The organism is Thiorhodococcus drewsii AZ1, assembly GCF_000224065.1.
In the GTDB taxonomy this organism is placed as follows: domain Bacteria; phylum Pseudomonadota; class Gammaproteobacteria; order Chromatiales; family Chromatiaceae; genus Imhoffiella; species Imhoffiella drewsii.
Genome location: NZ_AFWT01000014.1, coordinates 1 through 17,976, shown reverse-complemented (window position 1 = coordinate 17,976; position 17,976 = coordinate 1). Strand labels below are relative to the sequence as shown.

General features: G+C 60.0%; 12 protein-coding genes and 1 pseudogene. 9 read left to right on the top strand and 4 right to left on the bottom strand.

Annotation, left to right across the window (positions count from 1 at the left end):
- Positions 1-157: 157 nt before the first annotated feature.
- Positions 158-3,271 (top strand): efflux RND transporter permease subunit, encoded by a 3,114-nt coding sequence (locus tag THIDRDRAFT_RS11015; RefSeq protein ID WP_007040917.1) that lies wholly within the window; start codon positions 158-160, stop codon positions 3,269-3,271.
- Between the two features lie 113 nt (positions 3,272-3,384).
- Positions 3,385-3,678: an RNA-binding protein gene (locus THIDRDRAFT_RS11010; RefSeq protein WP_007040916.1), complete on the top strand. Its 294-nt coding sequence runs from the start codon at positions 3,385-3,387 to the stop codon at positions 3,676-3,678.
- 15 nt (positions 3,679-3,693) lie between these two features.
- Here the strand turns inward: THIDRDRAFT_RS11010 and THIDRDRAFT_RS11005 are convergent, their stop codons facing one another.
- Genes THIDRDRAFT_RS11005 through pomA form a run of 3 tightly spaced genes read right to left on the bottom strand, consistent with a single transcriptional unit; the run spans position 3,694 to position 5,916 of the window.
- On the bottom strand, positions 3,694-4,278 hold the full coding sequence (locus tag THIDRDRAFT_RS11005; RefSeq protein ID WP_007040915.1) for a PilZ domain-containing protein: 585 nt from the start codon (positions 4,276-4,278) through the stop codon (positions 3,694-3,696).
- Complete coding sequence (locus THIDRDRAFT_RS11000) at positions 4,275-5,120, bottom strand: flagellar motor protein MotB (protein WP_007040914.1); 846 nt, start codon at positions 5,118-5,120, stop codon at positions 4,275-4,277. The genes THIDRDRAFT_RS11005 and THIDRDRAFT_RS11000 overlap by 4 nt, the downstream gene beginning before the upstream one ends.
- A gap of 34 nt (positions 5,121-5,154) precedes the next feature.
- Positions 5,155-5,916 carry a flagellar motor protein PomA gene (gene pomA, locus THIDRDRAFT_RS10995; RefSeq protein WP_007040913.1) on the bottom strand — a complete coding sequence of 254 codons (762 nt, stop codon included), beginning with the start codon at positions 5,914-5,916 and terminating at the stop codon, positions 5,155-5,157.
- A 211-nt stretch (positions 5,917-6,127) separates the two neighbouring features.
- Between pomA and THIDRDRAFT_RS10990 the strand changes: the two genes are divergently transcribed.
- The gene (locus THIDRDRAFT_RS10990; RefSeq protein ID WP_007040912.1) at positions 6,128-8,236 is read left to right on the top strand and encodes a YgiQ family radical SAM protein; all 2,109 of its coding nucleotides are present in this window, start codon (positions 6,128-6,130) and stop codon (positions 8,234-8,236) included.
- A gap of 21 nt (positions 8,237-8,257) precedes the next feature.
- Here THIDRDRAFT_RS10990 and THIDRDRAFT_RS10985 read toward each other — a convergent pair whose 3' ends face one another.
- Positions 8,258-9,865: a hypothetical protein gene (locus THIDRDRAFT_RS10985; protein ID WP_007040911.1), complete on the bottom strand. Its 1,608-nt coding sequence runs from the start codon at positions 9,863-9,865 to the stop codon at positions 8,258-8,260.
- 279 nt (positions 9,866-10,144) lie between these two features.
- On the opposite strand from THIDRDRAFT_RS10985, the gene THIDRDRAFT_RS10980 reads away from it, so the two are divergent.
- The 6 genes and pseudogenes from THIDRDRAFT_RS10980 to THIDRDRAFT_RS24535 form a co-directional block, all read left to right on the top strand.
- Positions 10,145-11,281, top strand: coding sequence for a glycosyltransferase family 4 protein (locus THIDRDRAFT_RS10980; protein ID WP_245535827.1), 1,137 nt, complete (start codon positions 10,145-10,147; stop codon positions 11,279-11,281).
- 102 nt (positions 11,282-11,383) lie between these two features.
- Entirely contained in the window at positions 11,384-12,373 is a 990-nt protein-coding gene (locus THIDRDRAFT_RS10975) for a GDP-mannose 4,6-dehydratase (protein ID WP_007040909.1), read from the top strand.
- A 14-nt stretch (positions 12,374-12,387) separates the two neighbouring features.
- Positions 12,388-12,600: pseudogene (locus THIDRDRAFT_RS10970) on the top strand (GDP-mannose 4,6-dehydratase); the annotation flags it as partial.
- Between the two features lie 61 nt (positions 12,601-12,661).
- Positions 12,662-13,420, top strand: coding sequence for a glycosyltransferase family 2 protein (locus tag THIDRDRAFT_RS10965; protein WP_007040907.1), 759 nt, complete (start codon positions 12,662-12,664; stop codon positions 13,418-13,420).
- Positions 13,421-13,558: 138 nt separating this feature from the next.
- Positions 13,559-17,470, top strand: coding sequence for a DUF7948 domain-containing protein (locus THIDRDRAFT_RS10960; RefSeq protein ID WP_007040906.1), 3,912 nt, complete (start codon positions 13,559-13,561; stop codon positions 17,468-17,470).
- Between the two features lie 331 nt (positions 17,471-17,801).
- A partial coding sequence (locus tag THIDRDRAFT_RS24535; RefSeq protein ID WP_425358438.1) for an IS4/Tn5 family transposase DNA-binding protein occupies positions 17,802-17,976 on the top strand: 175 nt, incomplete at its 3' end.

The window sequence follows — 17,976 nt, the reverse complement described above, 5'->3', positions numbered from 1 at the left end:
AACCATCGTTCGATGGTCAGGTCCATCAGCTGGTAGCTGGTAGCTGGTAGCTGGTAGCTGGTAGCTGGTAGCTGGTAGCTGGTAGCTCTGTCCCAGTTTCATTGTCCGCCGCCTTCGATGGCGGTGGACCTCATCGACGTACCGAGGAACGCCCTCCATGGCCCGCTTCTTCATCGATCGCCCCGTCTTCGCATGGGTCATTGCCATTGCCATCATGCTGGCGGGCGTGCTCTCCATTCTGTCCCTGCCGGTGTCTCAATACCCTAGTATTGCGCCGCCGGCGATCGCCATCACCTCCACCTATCCGGGCGCCTCGGCCGAGACCGTGCAGGACTCGGTGACCCAGGTCATCGAGCAGCAGATGAACGGGCTCGACGGTCTGCGCTATATGTCCTCGACCAGCGAGTCGAATGGCGTTTCCACCATCACCTTGACCTTCAATAACGATGTCAATCCGGACATCGCCCAGATGCAGGTCCAGAACAAGCTGCAGCTGGCCAATGCGTTGTTGCCGTCCGCAGTGCAGCAGCAGGGCATCCAGGTCGCCAAGTCGGTGCGCAACTTCCTCATGGTGGTGGCCTTCGTCTCGAATGATGGCCGTCTCGACAGCGCCGATCTGGGCGATTACGCCGCGAGTCTGGTGAAGGATCCGATCAGCCGTGTCGAGGGTGTCGGCGAGATCACTTTGTTCGAGTCTCAGTACGCCATGCGGATCTGGCTCGATCCCAACCGTCTGAATCAGTACGGGCTGACGCCGACGGATGTCGCCAAGGCCATCGAGGCCGAGAACGCCCAGGTTTCGGCTGGGCAGCTCGGCGCCATCCCGGCCGAGGAGGGTCAGCAGCTCACCGCGACGGTGAACGTGCAGAGCCGTCTCAACACGCCGGATGAGTTCGGTGCCATCCGGCTTCGCACGGAGGAGGACGGCTCGACCGTCCTGCTGCGTGACGTGGCGCGCGTCGCCTTGGGCAGCGAGACGTACGGCAAGACGGCTCGATACAACGGCAAGCCGGCCGCCGGCATGGCGATTCGTCTCGCGACCGGTGCCAACGCGCTGGATACCGCCGATGCGGTCAAGCGCAAGATCGACGAACTCTCGGCCTTCTTCCCGCCGGGGATGGAGGCGGTCTATCCCTACGACACCACGCCTTTCGTGCGCATCTCCATCAGCGAGGTGGTCAAGACCCTGTTCGAGGCGGTCATCCTGGTCTTTCTGGTGATGTATCTCTTCCTTCAGAACTTCCGCGCCACCCTCATCCCCACCATTGCGGTGCCCGTGGTGTTGCTCGGAACCTTCGGCGTGCTGGCTGCGTTCGGTTATTCGATCAATACCCTGACGCTGTTCGCCATGGTGTTGGCCATTGGTCTGTTGGTCGACGATGCCATCGTGGTGGTGGAGAACGTCGAACGGGTCATGCACGATGACGGATTGCCGCCCAAGGAGGCGACGCGCCGCTCCATGGATCAGATCACCAGCGCCCTGGTCGGTATCGCTCTGGTGCTCTCGGCGGTCTTCGTCCCCATGGCCTTCTTCAGCGGCTCGACCGGCGTCATCTATCGTCAGTTCTCGATCACCATCGTTTCGGCCATGCTGCTTTCGGTGGTGGTGGCCCTGACCCTGAGTCCGGCACTGACAGCCACGTTGCTCAAGCCGGTTCCTCATGGACCGCGACGCGGCTTCTTCGGCTGGTTCAACCGCAATTTCGGTCGCAGCGTCGATCTCTACGGCGAGGCGGTGGAGCGGATCGTCAAATGGCGTTGGCTGTTCTTGGGCGTCTATGCCTTGCTGGTGGGCGCGATGATCGCGCTGCATGAGCGTATGCCGACCTCCTTCCTGCCTGAGGAGGATCAGGGAATTCTCATTATCCAGGCCGTACTGCCCTCCGGCGCCACCCGCGAGCGAACCCTGGACGTACTGGCCCAGGTCGAGAAGTATTTCAATGAGAACGAGCAGGAGGCCGTGAAGGAAATGATTACGGTCGCCGGATTCAGCTTCTCGGGCCAGGGTCAGAACATGGCGATCGGCTTCGTGCGGCTGAAGGATTGGAGCCAGCGCGACCGACCGGACCTGCACGTCGGGGCGATTGCCGGGCGGGCGATGGGGGCCTTCTCCAAGATCCGCGATGCCCGGGTCTTCGCCTTCGCGCCGCCAGCGGTCATCGAGCTAGGTACCGCCTCGGGGTGGGATGTTCAGCTGCAGGACCGCGCCGGCCTCGGCCATGACGCCCTGGTGGCCGCGCGCGGCCAGTTCCTCGGCATGGCGATGAAGGACCCGAATCTGGTGGCCGTGCGTCCCAACGGTCGCGAGGACGAGCCTCAGTATCAGGTGGAGGTCGATCGCACCAAGGCAGGGGCGCTTGGCCTGTCTCTGGCCGACATCAATAATACCCTCTCGATCGCCTGGGGTAGCGCCTATGTCGACGACTTCGTCCATGAGGGCCGGGTGAAAAAGGTCTATCTACAGGCCGACGCCCCCTATCGCATGCTGCCGGAGGATCTGGATGCCTGGTATGTGCGTAACGGTAAAGGGGAGATGGTGCCCTTTTCAGCCTTCGCCTCGGCGCACTGGACCTATGGGTCTCCGCGCTTGGAGCGTTACAACGGACTGCCGTCGTTCGAGGTGCTGGGCCAGGCCGCGCCGGGGCTGAGCACGGGCGCGTCGATGGAAACCGTGGCCGAGCTGGCCTCGAAGCTGCCGAAGGGGATCGGTATCGAATGGACCGGGCTGTCCTTCGAGGAGCGCGCTGCCGGTGCCCAGGCGTCGGCTCTCTATGCGCTGTCGGCGCTGGTGGTGTTCCTCGCTCTGGCCGCGCTCTACGAGAGCTGGTCGGTACCCTTCGCCGTCATGTTGGCAGTGCCCTTGGGCGTGCTGGGCGCCGTGATCGCCGCGACCGGGCGTGGACTGCCGAGCGACATCTATTTCCAGGTGGGTCTGCTGGCCACCATCGGTCTCTCGGCCAAAAACGCCATCCTCATCGTCGAGTTCGCCAAGACGCTTCAGGAGCAGGGCGCCGATGCCTTGTCTGCGGCACTGGAGGCGGCGCGGATGCGTATTCGTCCCATCATCATGACCTCGCTGGCCTTCGGTTTCGGTGTGTTGCCGCTCGCGATCAGCTCGGGTGCCGGAGCCGGTGGGCGCAATGCCATCGGGACCGGCGTGCTCGGCGGCGTGGTTGCGGCCAGCATGCTCGGCGTTTTCTTCGTTCCGCTCTTCTTCGTGCTGATCCGAGGGCGTATGAAACCATCCACGGTCAAACCGTCGACGGATTGATTCGGCTATGCCTGGTGTCGCCCGAGGGCGATCCAGGCATGGCTTTTCGTCCTCATTCCGTTTCTAATTGAGGCCAGGAATTCAGTTTTCTTGGCCAACAAAGGGGACGGTTCGTGGAAGTTTTCGTGGGTAATCTGCCGGCAACGGCGACGTTGCTCGATCTCCACGCCTTGCTCGAAGTCATTATGGTGCGCCCCGACTTCCGGGTGCACCAGGGACGCGATCACCAGGAGCGGGGCTATCACTTTCTGGTCGTTCGGACCGACAGCCGCGAGGCGGGGGAGTCCCTCATCGCCGCATTGCACGGGCGGGAGTATGCAGGGCATGTGCTCGAGGCGAGGGAATATCACTCTCGAGCGGTCGATACGGGTTGGCCCGATCAGGAGCGTCGACTCAATCCTGGGTGAAGCGATCGAGCTGTCTTAATCGTCCTCGTAACGGGCCTGAAGGCGTTGTCTCTGTAGTAGATAGATGTGTCGGATGAGTGCCTCGCGGTCGGCCTCGCGCAGGTGGGTGAATTCGATCGCTACGTCGGCCTTCGATGAGGTCGTCTCGCCGCGCACGACGCGACCCAACGCCTCAATCCGGCAATGATCGGGGAACAGGGCCAGCTTTACGCTCACCATGGAATCCATGGTAAAGACTGTATCGGTGATCAGGCTCAATCCCTGAGCGCTGATGTTGGCTGTGGTGTTGGGCTCGTTTGGGAAGTCGTCCTGGCCATCGATTGCCCGGGCCAGGATGTCGAGTTGGCGCTCAAGGATGCGGATGTAGCTGGCAACCGTCGGGAATTTGCTTTCTAGGCTGCGCTGTTGCGGAAGATGCTCATAGCGCATGCCCCGCAGCTCGTTCAGGAGACCGACTCGGTTGATATTCCCCTGGTGGGTGGCGATGGCCGCCTCTTCCTCGGATGCAGCGACGGGCGTCAAGACGAGTCCGACCTCATCGTCGATCCGGAAGAAGCGTCGCCGTTCCTGTTCCGCCGTCGAGGGCTTGTCTTCGGTCATCGGGTGGTCTTCGTCGTTGAGTTTATGTTCAGCTCGGGGATCCCTTCGAGCGCCTCGCTCACGCTTTGATCTCCAAGCACGATGATCTCCACGCGGCGGTTCGCGGCGCGACCCATAGCGGTATCGTTGGAGTCGATCGGTTTGTTTTCGCCGTAGGCGCGGATCTCGACCCGGTTCGGGTCGATCTGGTCCTCGCGGGTCATGGCATCGGCCACGGCGGCGGCGCGTGCAGCCGAGAGGACCCAGTTGGAGGGGAATTCGTAGGTCTGGATCGGGATGTTGTCCGTATGTCCGGCCACGATGATCTTGCCTTCGACCTGATTGAGCGCGTTGCTGATCTTGTTCAGCGTCCCTCTGAATCCAGGCGAGACCTTGGCGGAGGCCGATTCGAACGAGCCCTTCTCCTGGATGCGGATGATCACCTGATCCTCGATCGTCGAGATTTCCAGCAATCCCTCGGAGATCTCTTTCTTCAGCATCTCCTTGAGTTCCTCGGCCTTATCCTCCGCTTTGGCGGCTTCCTCCACCTTTAGATTTTGCTTCATCTCGTCCATGGTCTGCTGGCGCACCTCGTTGACCACGGTCGCTTCAGGCTGTGCGGGCGAGAATTCCTGGGCGATGATGCTGGTCCCGAGCGGGATGCTGGTCGCCTCGACCTCTTGCTGTACGCCGAACGCGGCCTTCATGGATCCGGCGAGTTGTTTGTATTTTTGGACATCCATCTCGGAGAAGGACAGCAGCAGCACAAAAAAGCACATCATCAGCGACATCAGGTCGGCGAAGGTGGCCATCCATTCGGGTGCGCCGGCCGGCGGATCGGGGCATTCGCATTCTTCTGTCACGGCATCGACCTCATCCGGTTGAAATTCAGCGGTATTAGCCCTTGTCCGAGCTCTGACGCAGGTGTTCCGGCAGATAGGTCATGAGCAGCTGCTCCAGAACGCGCGGGTTCAGTCCTTCCTGGATCCCTGCGATCGACTCGAGGATCAGTGACTTGGACAGCTTTTCCTCGCCGCTGCGTAGTTTGAGTTTCTCGGCGATCGGGGTGGCGAAGGCATTCGCCAGCACCGCGCCATAGAGTGTAGTCAGAAGCGCCACGGCCATGGCCGGACCGATCGCCTTGGGGTCGGACATGTTTGCCAGCATCTGCACCAGTCCGATGAGTGTACCGATCATCCCCATGGCCGGAGCGACTTCGGCCGTGGCTTTGAAAACACCGTAGCCGGCCTCCTGACGCTGGATGGTCAGATTGATGTCCTTTTCCAGAACCTTCTGCACCACCTCGGGCGGATGGCCGTCGATGCACAGCGAGATTCCGGTTTGCAGAAATGGGTGCGAGATCGGTTTGCCTTCGAGCGCCAGCAGTCCCTCGCGGCGGGCCGTATTGGCCAGGGATACGGCCTCCTCGACCAGGGCCGTCGGCGAGATCGATTTGTGCAGGAAGGCGCCGAGCGCGACCTTGAAGCTGCCCAGAAACTGGCCAAGCGTGGTCCGAAACAGTACGACGAACATGGTTCCGACGAGAACGATGGCGATCGAGGGAACGTCGACGAAGACCATGAGATCGCCGCCGAGCACGATGGCACCAATCATCACGCCGGTTGCTCCAAGCATTCCCAATAGGGTCGCCAAATCCACGTTATTGTCCTCTACGTCAGTGATTCAATCATGCAGGGCTCGACCCCGCTGATGCCGATAGACCCAGGTCGCGACCGGGAACATCTAGCGTAGGTAGGGTACGCCCCCGCGTACCCTATAGGCTATTGTCCAGTGATTGTGCTGTTCGGGTCTAGCCGTCGTCCGCAGCTACAATGGTCGATCCACGATGGCCCGAAGGACCCGAACAACGATGCAAAGCGCTCCCGACATCTTCTCCTACCGTAAATATTGGGCGCACCGTTTCGGCGTCGCGCCCGAGCTCCCCATGTCACGCGCCGAAATGGATCGGCTGGGTTGGGACAGTTGCGACGTCATCGTCGTCACCGGAGATGCCTATGTGGACCATCCCTCCTTCGGCATGGCCATCATCGGTCGTCTGCTGGAGGCCCAGGGGTTTCGGGTCGGCATCCTCTCGCAGCCGGACTGGACCTCGGCCGAGGACTTCAGGCGTCTCGGTCGACCGAATCTCTTCTTCGGCGTGACCGCCGGCAACATGGATTCCATGGTCAATCGCTACACCGCCGATCGGCGTCTGCGTTCGGACGATGCCTATACCCCGGACGCGCAGCCCGGCCGGCGGCCTGACCGTTCGGTGACCGTCTATGCCCAGCGGGCGCGCGAGGCGTTCAGGGACGTACCGATCGTACTGGGGGGGATCGAAGCCAGTCTGAGGCGCATTGCCCACTTCGACTACTGGTCCGAGAAGGTGCGGCGTTCGGTCCTGCTCGACTCCAAGGCCGACATCCTGCTCTATGGCAATGCCGAGCGTTCGGTGGTCGAGCTGGCGCATCGGCTGGCGCGTGGCGAGTCGGTTTCAGAGATCCGCGACCTGCGCGGCAGCGCCTTCATGACGCGTGGCTGTCTGGATGGCTGGAGCGAGCTGGACATGAGCCAGGTCGAAGGGCCGGTTGCGCCCAAGCGCCATCCTAATCCCTACGAGCCGGAGCCTGAGTGCGAGCGCCAGGGCGAGGCGCCCGCGCCGCGTCGGGTGCGCCCGGCCGATCGTGTGCGAACCGTGGTGCGATTGCCGTCGTTCGAGCAGGTGCGCGACGATCAGGTCCTCTACGCCCATGCCTCGCGCGTCTTCCATCAGGAGACCAATCCGGGCAATGCACGCGCCTTGGTGCAGGGTTACGGCGACCGGGACGTCTGGCTCAATCCGCCACCCATCCCGCTGACGACCGAGGAATTGGACCGGGTCTATGAGCTGCCTTTCAGTCGGCGTCCCCATTCCGACTATGGCGAGTCTCGCATGCCGGCCTGGGAGATGATTCGCTGCTCGGTCAACATCATGCGCGGCTGTTTCGGTGGCTGCACCTTCTGCTCGATCACCGAGCACGAGGGGCGGATCATCCAGAGCCGTTCGGAGGCGTCCATCCTGCGCGAGGTCGAGGATATCCGCGATCGCACACCCGGTTTCACCGGCACTATCTCCGACCTTGGCGGCCCGAGCGCCAATATGTGGCGTATGGCCTGCAAGGACCGACGCATCGAGGCCGCCTGCCGCAAGCTGTCCTGTGTCTATCCGGATATCTGCCGCAATCTCGATGCGGATCACGAGCCGCTGATTCGGCTCTACCGCCTGGCGCGCGCCATTCCCAAGGTCAAGCGCGTGCTCATCGCCTCCGGATTGCGTTACGACTTGGCGGTGCGCTCTCCGGCCTATGTGCGCGAGCTGGTCATGCACCATGTGGGCGGCTATCTCAAGATCGCCCCGGAGCATACGGAGGAGGGGCCGCTCTCGATGATGATGAAGCCCGGGATCGGCACCTTCGATCGTTTCAAGGAGATGTTTGAGCGCTACTCGCGCGAGGCCGGCAAGGAGCAGTATCTCATCCCCTATTTCATCTCCGCCCATCCGGGGACGACCGACCGCGACATGCTCAATCTCGCGCTCTGGCTCAAGCGCAACGGCTTTCGGCTCGATCAGGTGCAGTCGTTTCTGCCGACGCCGTTGGCGATTGCCTCCACCATGTATCACAGCGAGCGCAATCCACTGAAGCGCGTGACCCGAGGCGCACCGAGGGTGCCGGTGGTGCGCGGCCAGCGCCAGCGCCGGCTGCACAAGGCATTCCTGCGCTATCACGATCCCGATAACTGGCCGCTGTTGCGTCAGGCGCTGAAGGACATGGGGCGGGCGGATCTCATCGGCAACGGCAAGCGCCACCTGATTCCGAGCTTCCAGCCGGCCGGAACCGGAGGGGCGCCTGAGGGACAGCGCCGGCCTCGGGCTCAGGTCAAGCCCTCGTCCGCGCGCACGCGGGCGTTCAAACCGAAGCCGGGGCGTGGTCGGCGCTGAAACCGCCTGATGGGGGCGCGCTTATTTCGGTGCCCATCGCAGACAGGTTCCGGGCGCGTCGTCCTCGATGAAGCCGTACTGGCGTCCCATCCAGTAGGCGAGCAGGTAGTCGACACCCGCGTAGGCCAGATTCGGCGTTCCCGGATCGTAGAGCTTCCAAGGGTGGCGCTCCCAGACGAAGGTCGCCGGAACCCGTTCGTCGACATTGACGGCGACGGCCGAGGTGCCCGGGCATTCCTCGCTCTCCGGATAGATGCCGCGCAGATCGCGACTAGTGGCCAGATTGGGCGCGATCGGAAAGCGTGCCAATTGGGCGGCGTTGGTCGTGATGACGGACTGAACCGCATCCTCGGCGGGCGCCTGTGAGGCATAGATGAAGGCGAAGAAGACGTTCTTGTGGTCGGCGACCTCGGCCCACATGGCGTCGCGCAGCACCTTGCGCTGCAGGCGGGCCTTGATCGTCGGATCGGTCTCCAGCCGGATCCAGCTATAGAGCGGCATGAACCCGATGTTGAGCCCGAAGTAGCCGCTGTCGCAGCGGTTGGTGTTACGCCATTTCTCGGCGATGTTCAGCCATTCGCCGACATGCCGCTGATAGTGCTCGGCGATCGCCTGGCGCCGTTGAGCGTAATCCGGGACGCCCTCGGTCACCTGGAGCGCGATTCGGAAGATGGCGCCGAGCTGGATCGCCTGGGTCGGTTGCGGCGTGCTGGGGAAGAATGAAAATCCAGGCACCTGCCGGATCAGATCCGCCGCGTCTGCGGTGAAGAAGAGGATGCCCTCGCCGGCCGCATCGAAGGGGCTGGTCTGCAGCGTCAGTGTCGGTACGCCATCGGGCGCGTCGGCATGGCTGAAGACGGCGTAGGGAATGTGTGCGGTGGTGGAGAGAGTCGAGCCGTTGATTCGGAGCGATACGGGCTGGCTCTCGCTCTGCATCAGCTGCTCGACGAAGCGCACGACATCGCTGCGGATCGTTTCGCGCAAGGCGGGACTCTTGGTCGCCGAGTAGGCCAGCGAGTAGCCGAGCAAGACCCCCTGATACTGGTCGCGACTGATGTTGCCCCGCCAGTGCCAGGTCGAGCCCTCGAAGGCGACATCCCGATGCACCTCCGGGTCGTCTGCGGGCAGCAAGGCCAGGATTTGCTCGGAGCTGTCGGCCGGTGCGGCGTATCGGGCGAGATAGCCGCGATCGCCTGAGATGTGCCACCAGCGGTGCAGCGTCTCGACGGTCTGCCGCATCCAGCGCGCGGCATCCGGCGCCCCCGTGTCCATGAAATGCAGCGACTCCGCAGCCAGATAGGCCCCGGTCCAGATCGCGGAGTCGCGTCGACCACCGTAGGCCAGCACCTGGTTGAGCGATGCGTCGGTGAACTGGGTGCTGGTAATGCCGCCGGCGGGCATCATCCAGGTATGCAGCCAGCTCGTATAGTTGCGGGCGCGTCCAAGTAGGCTGTCGCTCGATGTCGTGAGCGAGGCATCCCAATCGCCCGCGATTCCATCCCAGATTTGGCAATTGGCTTCAGTGCCTTGGGTTCCGGCCAGACAGGTGTCGGCGCAGGGCGGCTGCACGGCGCCGTGGGACTGTGCCGTGATCAATGTCGAGAGGATTGTCGCTGTGATCGCTCGCATCTCGGGTTCCTCGTGAGAAATTCGCTGTATGCCTGTGCAGCACGCGGCATCCGGGCTAGGGATCCCGATCGAGTATAGAATAGCGCCCCATCTCTCCGCCCCGATTTGCGCCTTTGCTGTCCCAGAGTCTTCATGTCCCACGATAAACCGCGTTGGTCCCCTAGGACGATTGCAGTCGACCTGACGCCTGTTCTCCCAGGAGGGGAAAATGGCGGGGCTCGAATCTTTGTGCTCGAACTGGTCAGGCGGTTGTCTGAATTGGCGCCTTCGACGCGGTTTGTGCTCTTGACTCAGGCGGCATCGCACGATGGTTTGGCGGAACTGGATCGATCCAATGTCGAGCGTCGCTTGGTGGTCGGGGATTTGGTTGGCAATGGGTTGCGTCCACGCCTGCTTGCCCTGGCGGGGCGTCTTCTGCCGCGACTGCCTGCTTGGCCAAGATCGCTGTTGAGCCGATTGGGTTATGGCCTAAACAGGTTGCTGAAGCGTGCCGGCACGGGTGGGCTGCTGGGCGATCTGGGCGCGGAGCTTCTCTTTTGCCCTTTCACGGCTCCGACCTATTGGGAGCCTGGCGTGCCGGTCGTCTCCGTCCTCTATGACCTTCAGTACAGGGCCTATCCTGAGTTTTTCGCAGCCGAGGACGTCGCTAATCGGGAGGCGACTTTCAGGGACGCTTGTCGGCGCGCGACGCTGTTGGTTGCCATCTCGGAGTATGCGCGTGCCTCCACAATCGCCGCAGCCGATCTGGATCCTGTTCGTGTCCTGACCATTCCGTTGCGTTTGGCTCGACGTTTGGTCGTGGAGCCATGTTCCCGGGCTGGGGTATTTGATAGGTTTGGATTGGAGGCCGAGGGCTATCTGCTCTATCCGGCCAATTTTTGGCCGCACAAGAACCACGTCCGGCTGTTCGAGGCGTTTGCCATGGCCCGAGAGATGGGGTTGCCGAACGATTTGAAGTTGGTTTGCACGGGTGCTCCGGGGGCACGACTCGACGCGATCCAGGAGTCGGTCGTGGGTTTCGGCGTGGCTGATCGGGTATGCTTTCCCGGCTATGTGTCCGACGAAGCGCTCGCCGAACTCATGTCTCGGGCAACGGGTCTTATTTTTCCCTCGCTCTATGAAGGGTTCGGTTTGCCTGTCATTGAGGCGATGTCGTTAGGTGTTCCTGTCGCCTGTAGCGACCGGACCGCGCTGCCAGAGGTCGTCGGCGATGCGGCGCTGCTTTTCGATCCGACCGAGCCGTCGGCGATCGCGCGTTCGATCTTGGTGCTGACGTCAGATCATGAGCGGCGCGCCAGTCTGGTCGAGGCCGGTTATGTGCGGGCGAGGGCCTATGCCGATACGCGCCGCATGGCGGATGCCTACTGGAAGGTCTTCCGCGAAGCGCTAAGTTTAGACGATGCGTCAGGCCGCTAGCGTCCTGATGGGATATTTTCGATCGAGAGGATTTGGGTGCGAACAGGTCGAATGACGGCTCTTTTATCGCCGTTTGGCCGCTGACATCATGGATATCGACACGTGACACGAAAGGCATTTATTACCGGCATCACCGGACAAGATGGCTCCTATCTAACCGAATTGCTCTTGGAGCAAGGCTACGAGGTCCATGGCTCCGTGCGCCGAACCAGTACATTGGAACGGAGTCGGTTGGCGCACCTCTATGCCGATGAGTCGATCTATAAGCAGACCCTGTTTTTGCATTACGCGGATCTCGATGATCCGACGACCTTGCGTCGCGTGCTCAATCAGGTTCGCCCGGACGAACTCTACCATCTGGCGGGCCAAAGCCATGTCGGATTGAGCTTTGAAATCCCCGAGACTACCTGCGAATTCACCGCCATGGGCACCCTGCGTCTCTTGGAGATCCTGCGCGATCTCCCCGAGCCGCCCAGATTTTTCCATGCCACCTCCAGCGAGATCTTCGGTCGTCCGGCCCAAAGCCCGCAGAGCGAAGAGACGCCGATCGCGCCGGTCAATCCATACGGCTGCGCCAAGGCGTTTGCGACCCAGATGGTGCGTGTCTATCGGGAGAGTCACGGCCTTTTCGCGGTCAACGGCATACTCTATAACCATGAATCTCCTCGGCGTGGCGAGAACTTTGTTACCCGCAAGATCTGTCACGCAGCGGCCGCCATCAAGGCGGGGGTGCAGCAGGAACTGATGCTTGGAGATACCAGCGCACAGCGCGACTGGGGGCATGCTCGCGACTATGTGCGTGGCATGTGGATGGCGCTCCGTCATGAGTCACCCGACGACTACGTCTTTGCGACCGGAATCCTGCATCGTGTCCAAGATGTCATTGAGGTCGCCTTCGCGGCGGTCGAATTGAACTGGGGTGATTACGTGCGCTTCGATCAGCGTTTTATGCGGCCCGCCGAACCGCTTCATTTGGTCGGAGATGCCTCGAAGGCGCGGACTCAACTCGGTTGGGCGCCTCAAACCTCCTTTCAGGATCTCATTCAAGAAATGACTCGGGGCGAACTCGAGCAACTGACTCATCTCGATTAATAGATCGCTAGAACATGACTCAGCGTAAGACCGCCCTCATTACGGGCATCACTGGGCAGGACGGCGCCTATCTTGCCGAATTCCTCCTCGGCAAAGGCTATCTGGTGCACGGCATCAAGCGTCGCACCTCGCTCTTCAATACCGACCGTATCGACCATCTCTATCAGGATCCGCACGAGACCAACCGTCGCTTCGTGCTCCATCATGGTGATCTCACCTATTCCAGCAGCCGACCGAGCGCGATGAGTTGGTGAAGCGCCACGGCTTCCAGACCTTCGATCATCACGAATGACGGCCCGATCCGATGCGCCCTTGGTGACGATAGCCGTTCCCTCGTTCAACCAGGGGCGCTATCTCGACCAGGCGCTGGAGTCCATCTTCGTCCAGGACGTGCCTGTCGAGGTCTATGTGTTGGATGGTGGCTCGACGGACGAATCGCTCGCTATCATCGAGCGTTGGTCGGATCGGCTCGCTGGCTGGCGCAGCCATCCCGATGCCGGTCAGTCGGCGGCCATCAACGAGGGGGTCTCAGCCGGCTGCGCGCCCTTTGTCTGTTGGCTCAACAGTGACGATCTGCTTTTGTCGGGCGCTTTGAAGACCCTGGCGGCCGCTTTGGAATCGGCCCCAGAGGCTGTAGCCGTCTATGGTCGGGCCTGGGATCTCGACGAGGCGACCGGCACCCGCCGTCCGGCCCTGGTCGCGCGGTTCCGGGAATGGCTCTTCGCCAACCTCTGTCTCGTCTCCCAACCGGCTACCCTGATCCGCCGCTCGGCCTGGGAGTCGGTCGGCGGCCTGGATGTCAGCCTGCATATGGCCATGGATTACGATCTATGGTGGCGGTTGCATAAATCCTGTGGTCACCTGGAATTCGTCGATGCCTTCGTCGCCGTCAATCGCGAGCACGATCAAACCAAGACCCGGCGCCAGCGGCGATTGCATTATCGAGAGGCCATCAATGTCGTGCGTCGTCATCATGGTCGCGTGCCTCTGAAATGGTGGCTGGCTCAGCCCTATGCGGTGTGGTATCGGTCGTTGCTTAATCGCTGAGCAGCGGTTTGCGTGTTGTCGAAAAGCGGCCTGTTTCTTGCTTAATCACTCAAAGCAGTCAAACGCTCAATGATACAGTCACGTATGAAGCGGCTGACTTCCGCTGTGTTAGCACCGTTTTCAATGAGGGAGGCATTCATGTCTAGGATCACCACCATCAAGCGTGCGCGCTGGCGCGCCTTTCTGGCGCTGGCGCTGCTCATCCTGTTGTCGGGACAGGTTATGGCCATGGCGCCGGATGTGGCCATGTCGGCCGACTCGTCGGGTACTCGGCTCAGTCCCAAGTCGTCGCCCGACTTTCCACTGCTGTTTGTACCTAACCGGGGGCAGTGGGAGTCGGATCTTGCCTTCCTCGTTCAGACCCCTGGGTCCAATGTCTTCTTCGCCGCCGATCACGTGGCCTTCGTGGTGCCGGATGGCGAGTCCCAATCCTCCGTGGTGTCGATGCGTCTGCTCGGCGTCGAGTCGGACGCCGAGATCTTGCCGGGCCAACCACTCAAGACCCGGTTCAGCTATCTGCGCGGACAGGATCCGAGCCAATGGCGCAGCGGCGTGCCGAGCTATGACTCGATCCTCTATCAGGGACTCTATCCGGGCGTGGACCTGGTCTTTCGTCAGGATGGGCACGATTTGGCCTACGACTTCGTGCTCACGCCCGGTGCCAAACCCGAACGTATCCAGGTCGCGCTAAAAGGTGTCGAAAAACTGGCGCTCGCCGAGGATGGCGCCATGATCATGACTCTGCCCAATGGTCGTCAGATGCGACAGAAGGCGCCGGTTATCTATCAGGAGATCGACGGCGAGCGTCGGCCGGTCGCGGGACGTTTCAGGATCCAGTCGTCCGGCTCCGGGCAGGGTGGGGCGGTCTTCGGGTTCGAGGTCGCGGCCTATGATGTCTCCCAGCCTCTCGTCATCGATCCCACGCTCCTGTACTCAGGCTATATGGGAGGCAGTAAGGACGAGGATGCGCGCGTCGCGGCTGTTGCGAGTGATGGCGGCCTCATTGTGGCGGGAACGGTTGCATCCGTCGATTTCCCTGGGGGGAATGAGAGTATCCAGAAAAAAGACGGGCTTCTATACAAAATCGCCACAGATGGATCGGACGTTGATTACGTGGTGATCATCGGTGGCGCCAAAGACGATCAGATCAATGACTTCGTGATCTATAATGATGAGATCTATCTGACTGGTCAAACGAATTCAGTGGATTTTCCAACCACCTCTGGATCAATGTATCCGGTTTTGCCAGGGGGCAAGTCGCAGGCCGCTTTTATCGTCAAGCTTGATGCAAGCCAAGCGATCGAATTCGCAACCTATTTTGGCGGTACTGGAGCCGATGCGGGTCAGGCAATCGATCTCGAATATACTGGAGCGACTGGCGCGAGAACTCCTATATATCTGTACATTGCGGGGCAGACGTCTTCGAGTGACTTGGTGCTGCGAGATCCGCTTTATGCCCGCTTGGCGGGTGGAATTGATGGGTTTTTGGCTAAATTCAGCTTGGGTGGAGATGTGCTCTACTGGTCGACTTATTTTGGCGGATCCAAGGATGACAGTATAAAGTTTATAGATATCAATGAGGATGGAGTCGCCTATCTGTCTGGAGAGACTGCGTCAAGTGATCTGCCTGCTATTAACAATATTCAGGCTTACGGCGGTAAAGTTGACGTTTTTTTGGCGAGAATTTCACGAGCATCTTTAGAGCTCGTGTCATCGACTTATATCGGTGGTAAAAGCGATGACAACCTCACAGGAATGGCATTGGATGCTGATCGCAATATTTTTCTAGGTGGTTATACGGCTTCCAAGGATTTTCCGACCAAGAATGCACTGGATTCCGTACTGAACGTGCAAGACACCGATAAAGGTAGCGACGGTTTTGTCCTAAAGATCGATCGCTCCGCTAAATTTATGCGTTTTTCCACCTTTATCGGCGCTGAAAAAGACGACAAGGTAATGGCGCTCGCGCTCGATTCAAACTATTATCTCTACGTAGGAGGTGAGACTTCATCCAATAATTTCCCGGTCGAGAACGCCTATCAAACATATCACGCTGGGGGTACGGATGGCTTTTTGATGCAGCTCGACCGCCATGGCCTGGGTGTGTTGAATTCTTCTTATTTCGGTGGCGTTAAGGATGATGTTATCACCTATATTGGCGCGGCTTCTGTGACGGGCGGTATCATTGTTGCGGGTAATACGAAGTCGAGCTCAACCGACTCTTTTCCTTTGATTGGCACGCTCTATCCAACGCATGGGGGTAGTGTCGATACATTCGTCGCCAAGCTGACAGGGGTTGGCTTTACCTCCTATGTGCCAACATTGGCGTTCAATTTCGTCACAACGACGCCGGAGGTCGATAATGATTTTCCGGCGCCTCAAATCGATGTCGTTTTGACTCTCAATAGAAACAATAGTCCTGACGGTATCAGTGCCTACAGTACTAGGCTGTATTATGATTTGAGCGAGTTGGCGCTCGCGTCTTTTGTCTGGTCGGGGCAAAAGCCGTCTGGTTTTGATGGTTTTGATGGTTTGACGGGGGGGTTGATTCCAACGGAGGATGATGGGGTTACCTTGAATACTCCCGGAATATTGGAAATCGATGTTCGTCAGGAAACCTTGACTAACGGGAGTCTGCTTGATCTGGATGGCATGAAGTTGACCCTGACGTTCAGTATTCAGCCGGGCCTTTTCGATCCTGGCTTCACTGCGGCGACAGCGGTCTCTCACACCCCAAGTGAGTGGGGCGGTTCTAAACAGTTGCTGTTGAAGCTCGATCATCCTTGGGCGGCTGATACGAACGGACTTGAACTTCCTATATGGACGATGCGAGGCGGGATTTTAATCGACCGGCGACGTAGTGATCTGCTCGGCGACTGCGACTATAATGGCTTGGTTCGATCATGGGAATTCGAGCGTGCCGTTCTATTTGCGGGTAAGAACCTTAGTGCCCCGACCTGTATGGTTAGTGATTACGGTTCAACAATGAGGGCAGTGGATCTAACCGAGATTATAAACAATAGTTATAGTCAGAATCCCCCCGCTCCTAAGCCGCCTTGGTGGAGCCTTATTCGCGCAAACGTGTCGACTACCAATCCATCTTTGATTTTCAGCGCAGCCAGGCTCCGAGGTTCGATTATCGAGACGGATCTGAACCTGAGCGCAGCAGGTCAGGAAATTGCTACGCTGACTACGGACATCACCTATGACCCCCAGGCCTTCTCTGGTGCCGACGCCGTGATCGGGGCTTCCGCTCAGGCAAGCGGTAAGTCGATGACGGTGAACCTGATCGAGCCGGGGTGGGTGCGGTTGCTGTTTTACAGCATCGACAATGCCCCTATTTCCGATGGAGTGATCGCTACCGTTCGGCTCACCCCTAATCCTGGCTATGGCTTGGCGCAGACCAACCTCGTTCACGTTCCAGATGCATCCACGCCGGACTCTGCGGTTGTTGACCTGCATGGCAGCGCGCTCGTCGCCGGCCAACTGCGTGACGACACCTGGCGCGTTGCCGAGATCTACATCGCGACCCTTGGTTACGCCCCTGATGAGGAGGGGCTGCAATATTGGGTCGATGCCTTGGCGTCCGGTTCGGGCTGGACTCCGACCGAGGTCGCCAAGAGCTTTTTCGATCAGCCCTTGGTGCAGGCTCAATATCCCGAGGCGCTTGGTTATGGTGGGTTGATCGACGCGCTTTACGAAAACCTGTTCGATCGGGCGGCGGATGATGCTGGCCGAAGTTATTGGCTGGCTGAACTTGAGTCCGGGCGCATCGGGCGTAACGAGATGATCATCGCCATGATCGAGGGCGGCTGGGTCAACGCCGATGCAAAAGACGATATGGCGAGGTTTGCCAATCGCGTTGAAGTCAGCTTGGCCTTTGCCGATTATCAAGCTGAGCACGATATTCGCTACGCCGAGCTTTCTTCCTCCGATCAGGCCTATTTGCGTCAAATCGGGCGTGAGTTGTTGGTCGGTGTCACGGAAGATCCCGTCTCGCGTAATGAGGCAATTCATGCGATCTCGACGCGGCTAGCGCGCCTCTTGTGATTCGGTTTTAGGATCTTGTCCATCGTGTTAGACCGCTGGGGCGGGGAGAGACGCTCGCTGGCGTCTCGAACCGATCTGATTCTAGAAGCGAGGCCGATGCCAAGTGACCGGAACGATGATCTAATGCCGCTCAAGCGATAATTTTCAGTTGAGGAGAGTCATGGAAAATTTTGTTCCCGTATCTCGTGAGCGTCATACCAAACAGCGCTGGAGGCGTGTGGACTCATACGCTTTCGCTGCGAATAACGTTTTGATTTCGATATCTAGGGTTCAAACCCATCCCATTACACAGAACTCTGAGTGTACGATAGCGAACTATTTTTTCTGAGACATGTTGGAGCACACGATGGGCTGGGCGTCGGAAGAATTGGCCTCGATTGATCTGGGCGACACGCGCCGCAACCGGCGCGCGATTCAGTTGATCGAGCGCTTGGCTGAGCATCCGACGGCGAGTATTCCGGGGGCCTGCAACGGCTGGTCGGAGACGCAGGCGGGCTATCGGTTTC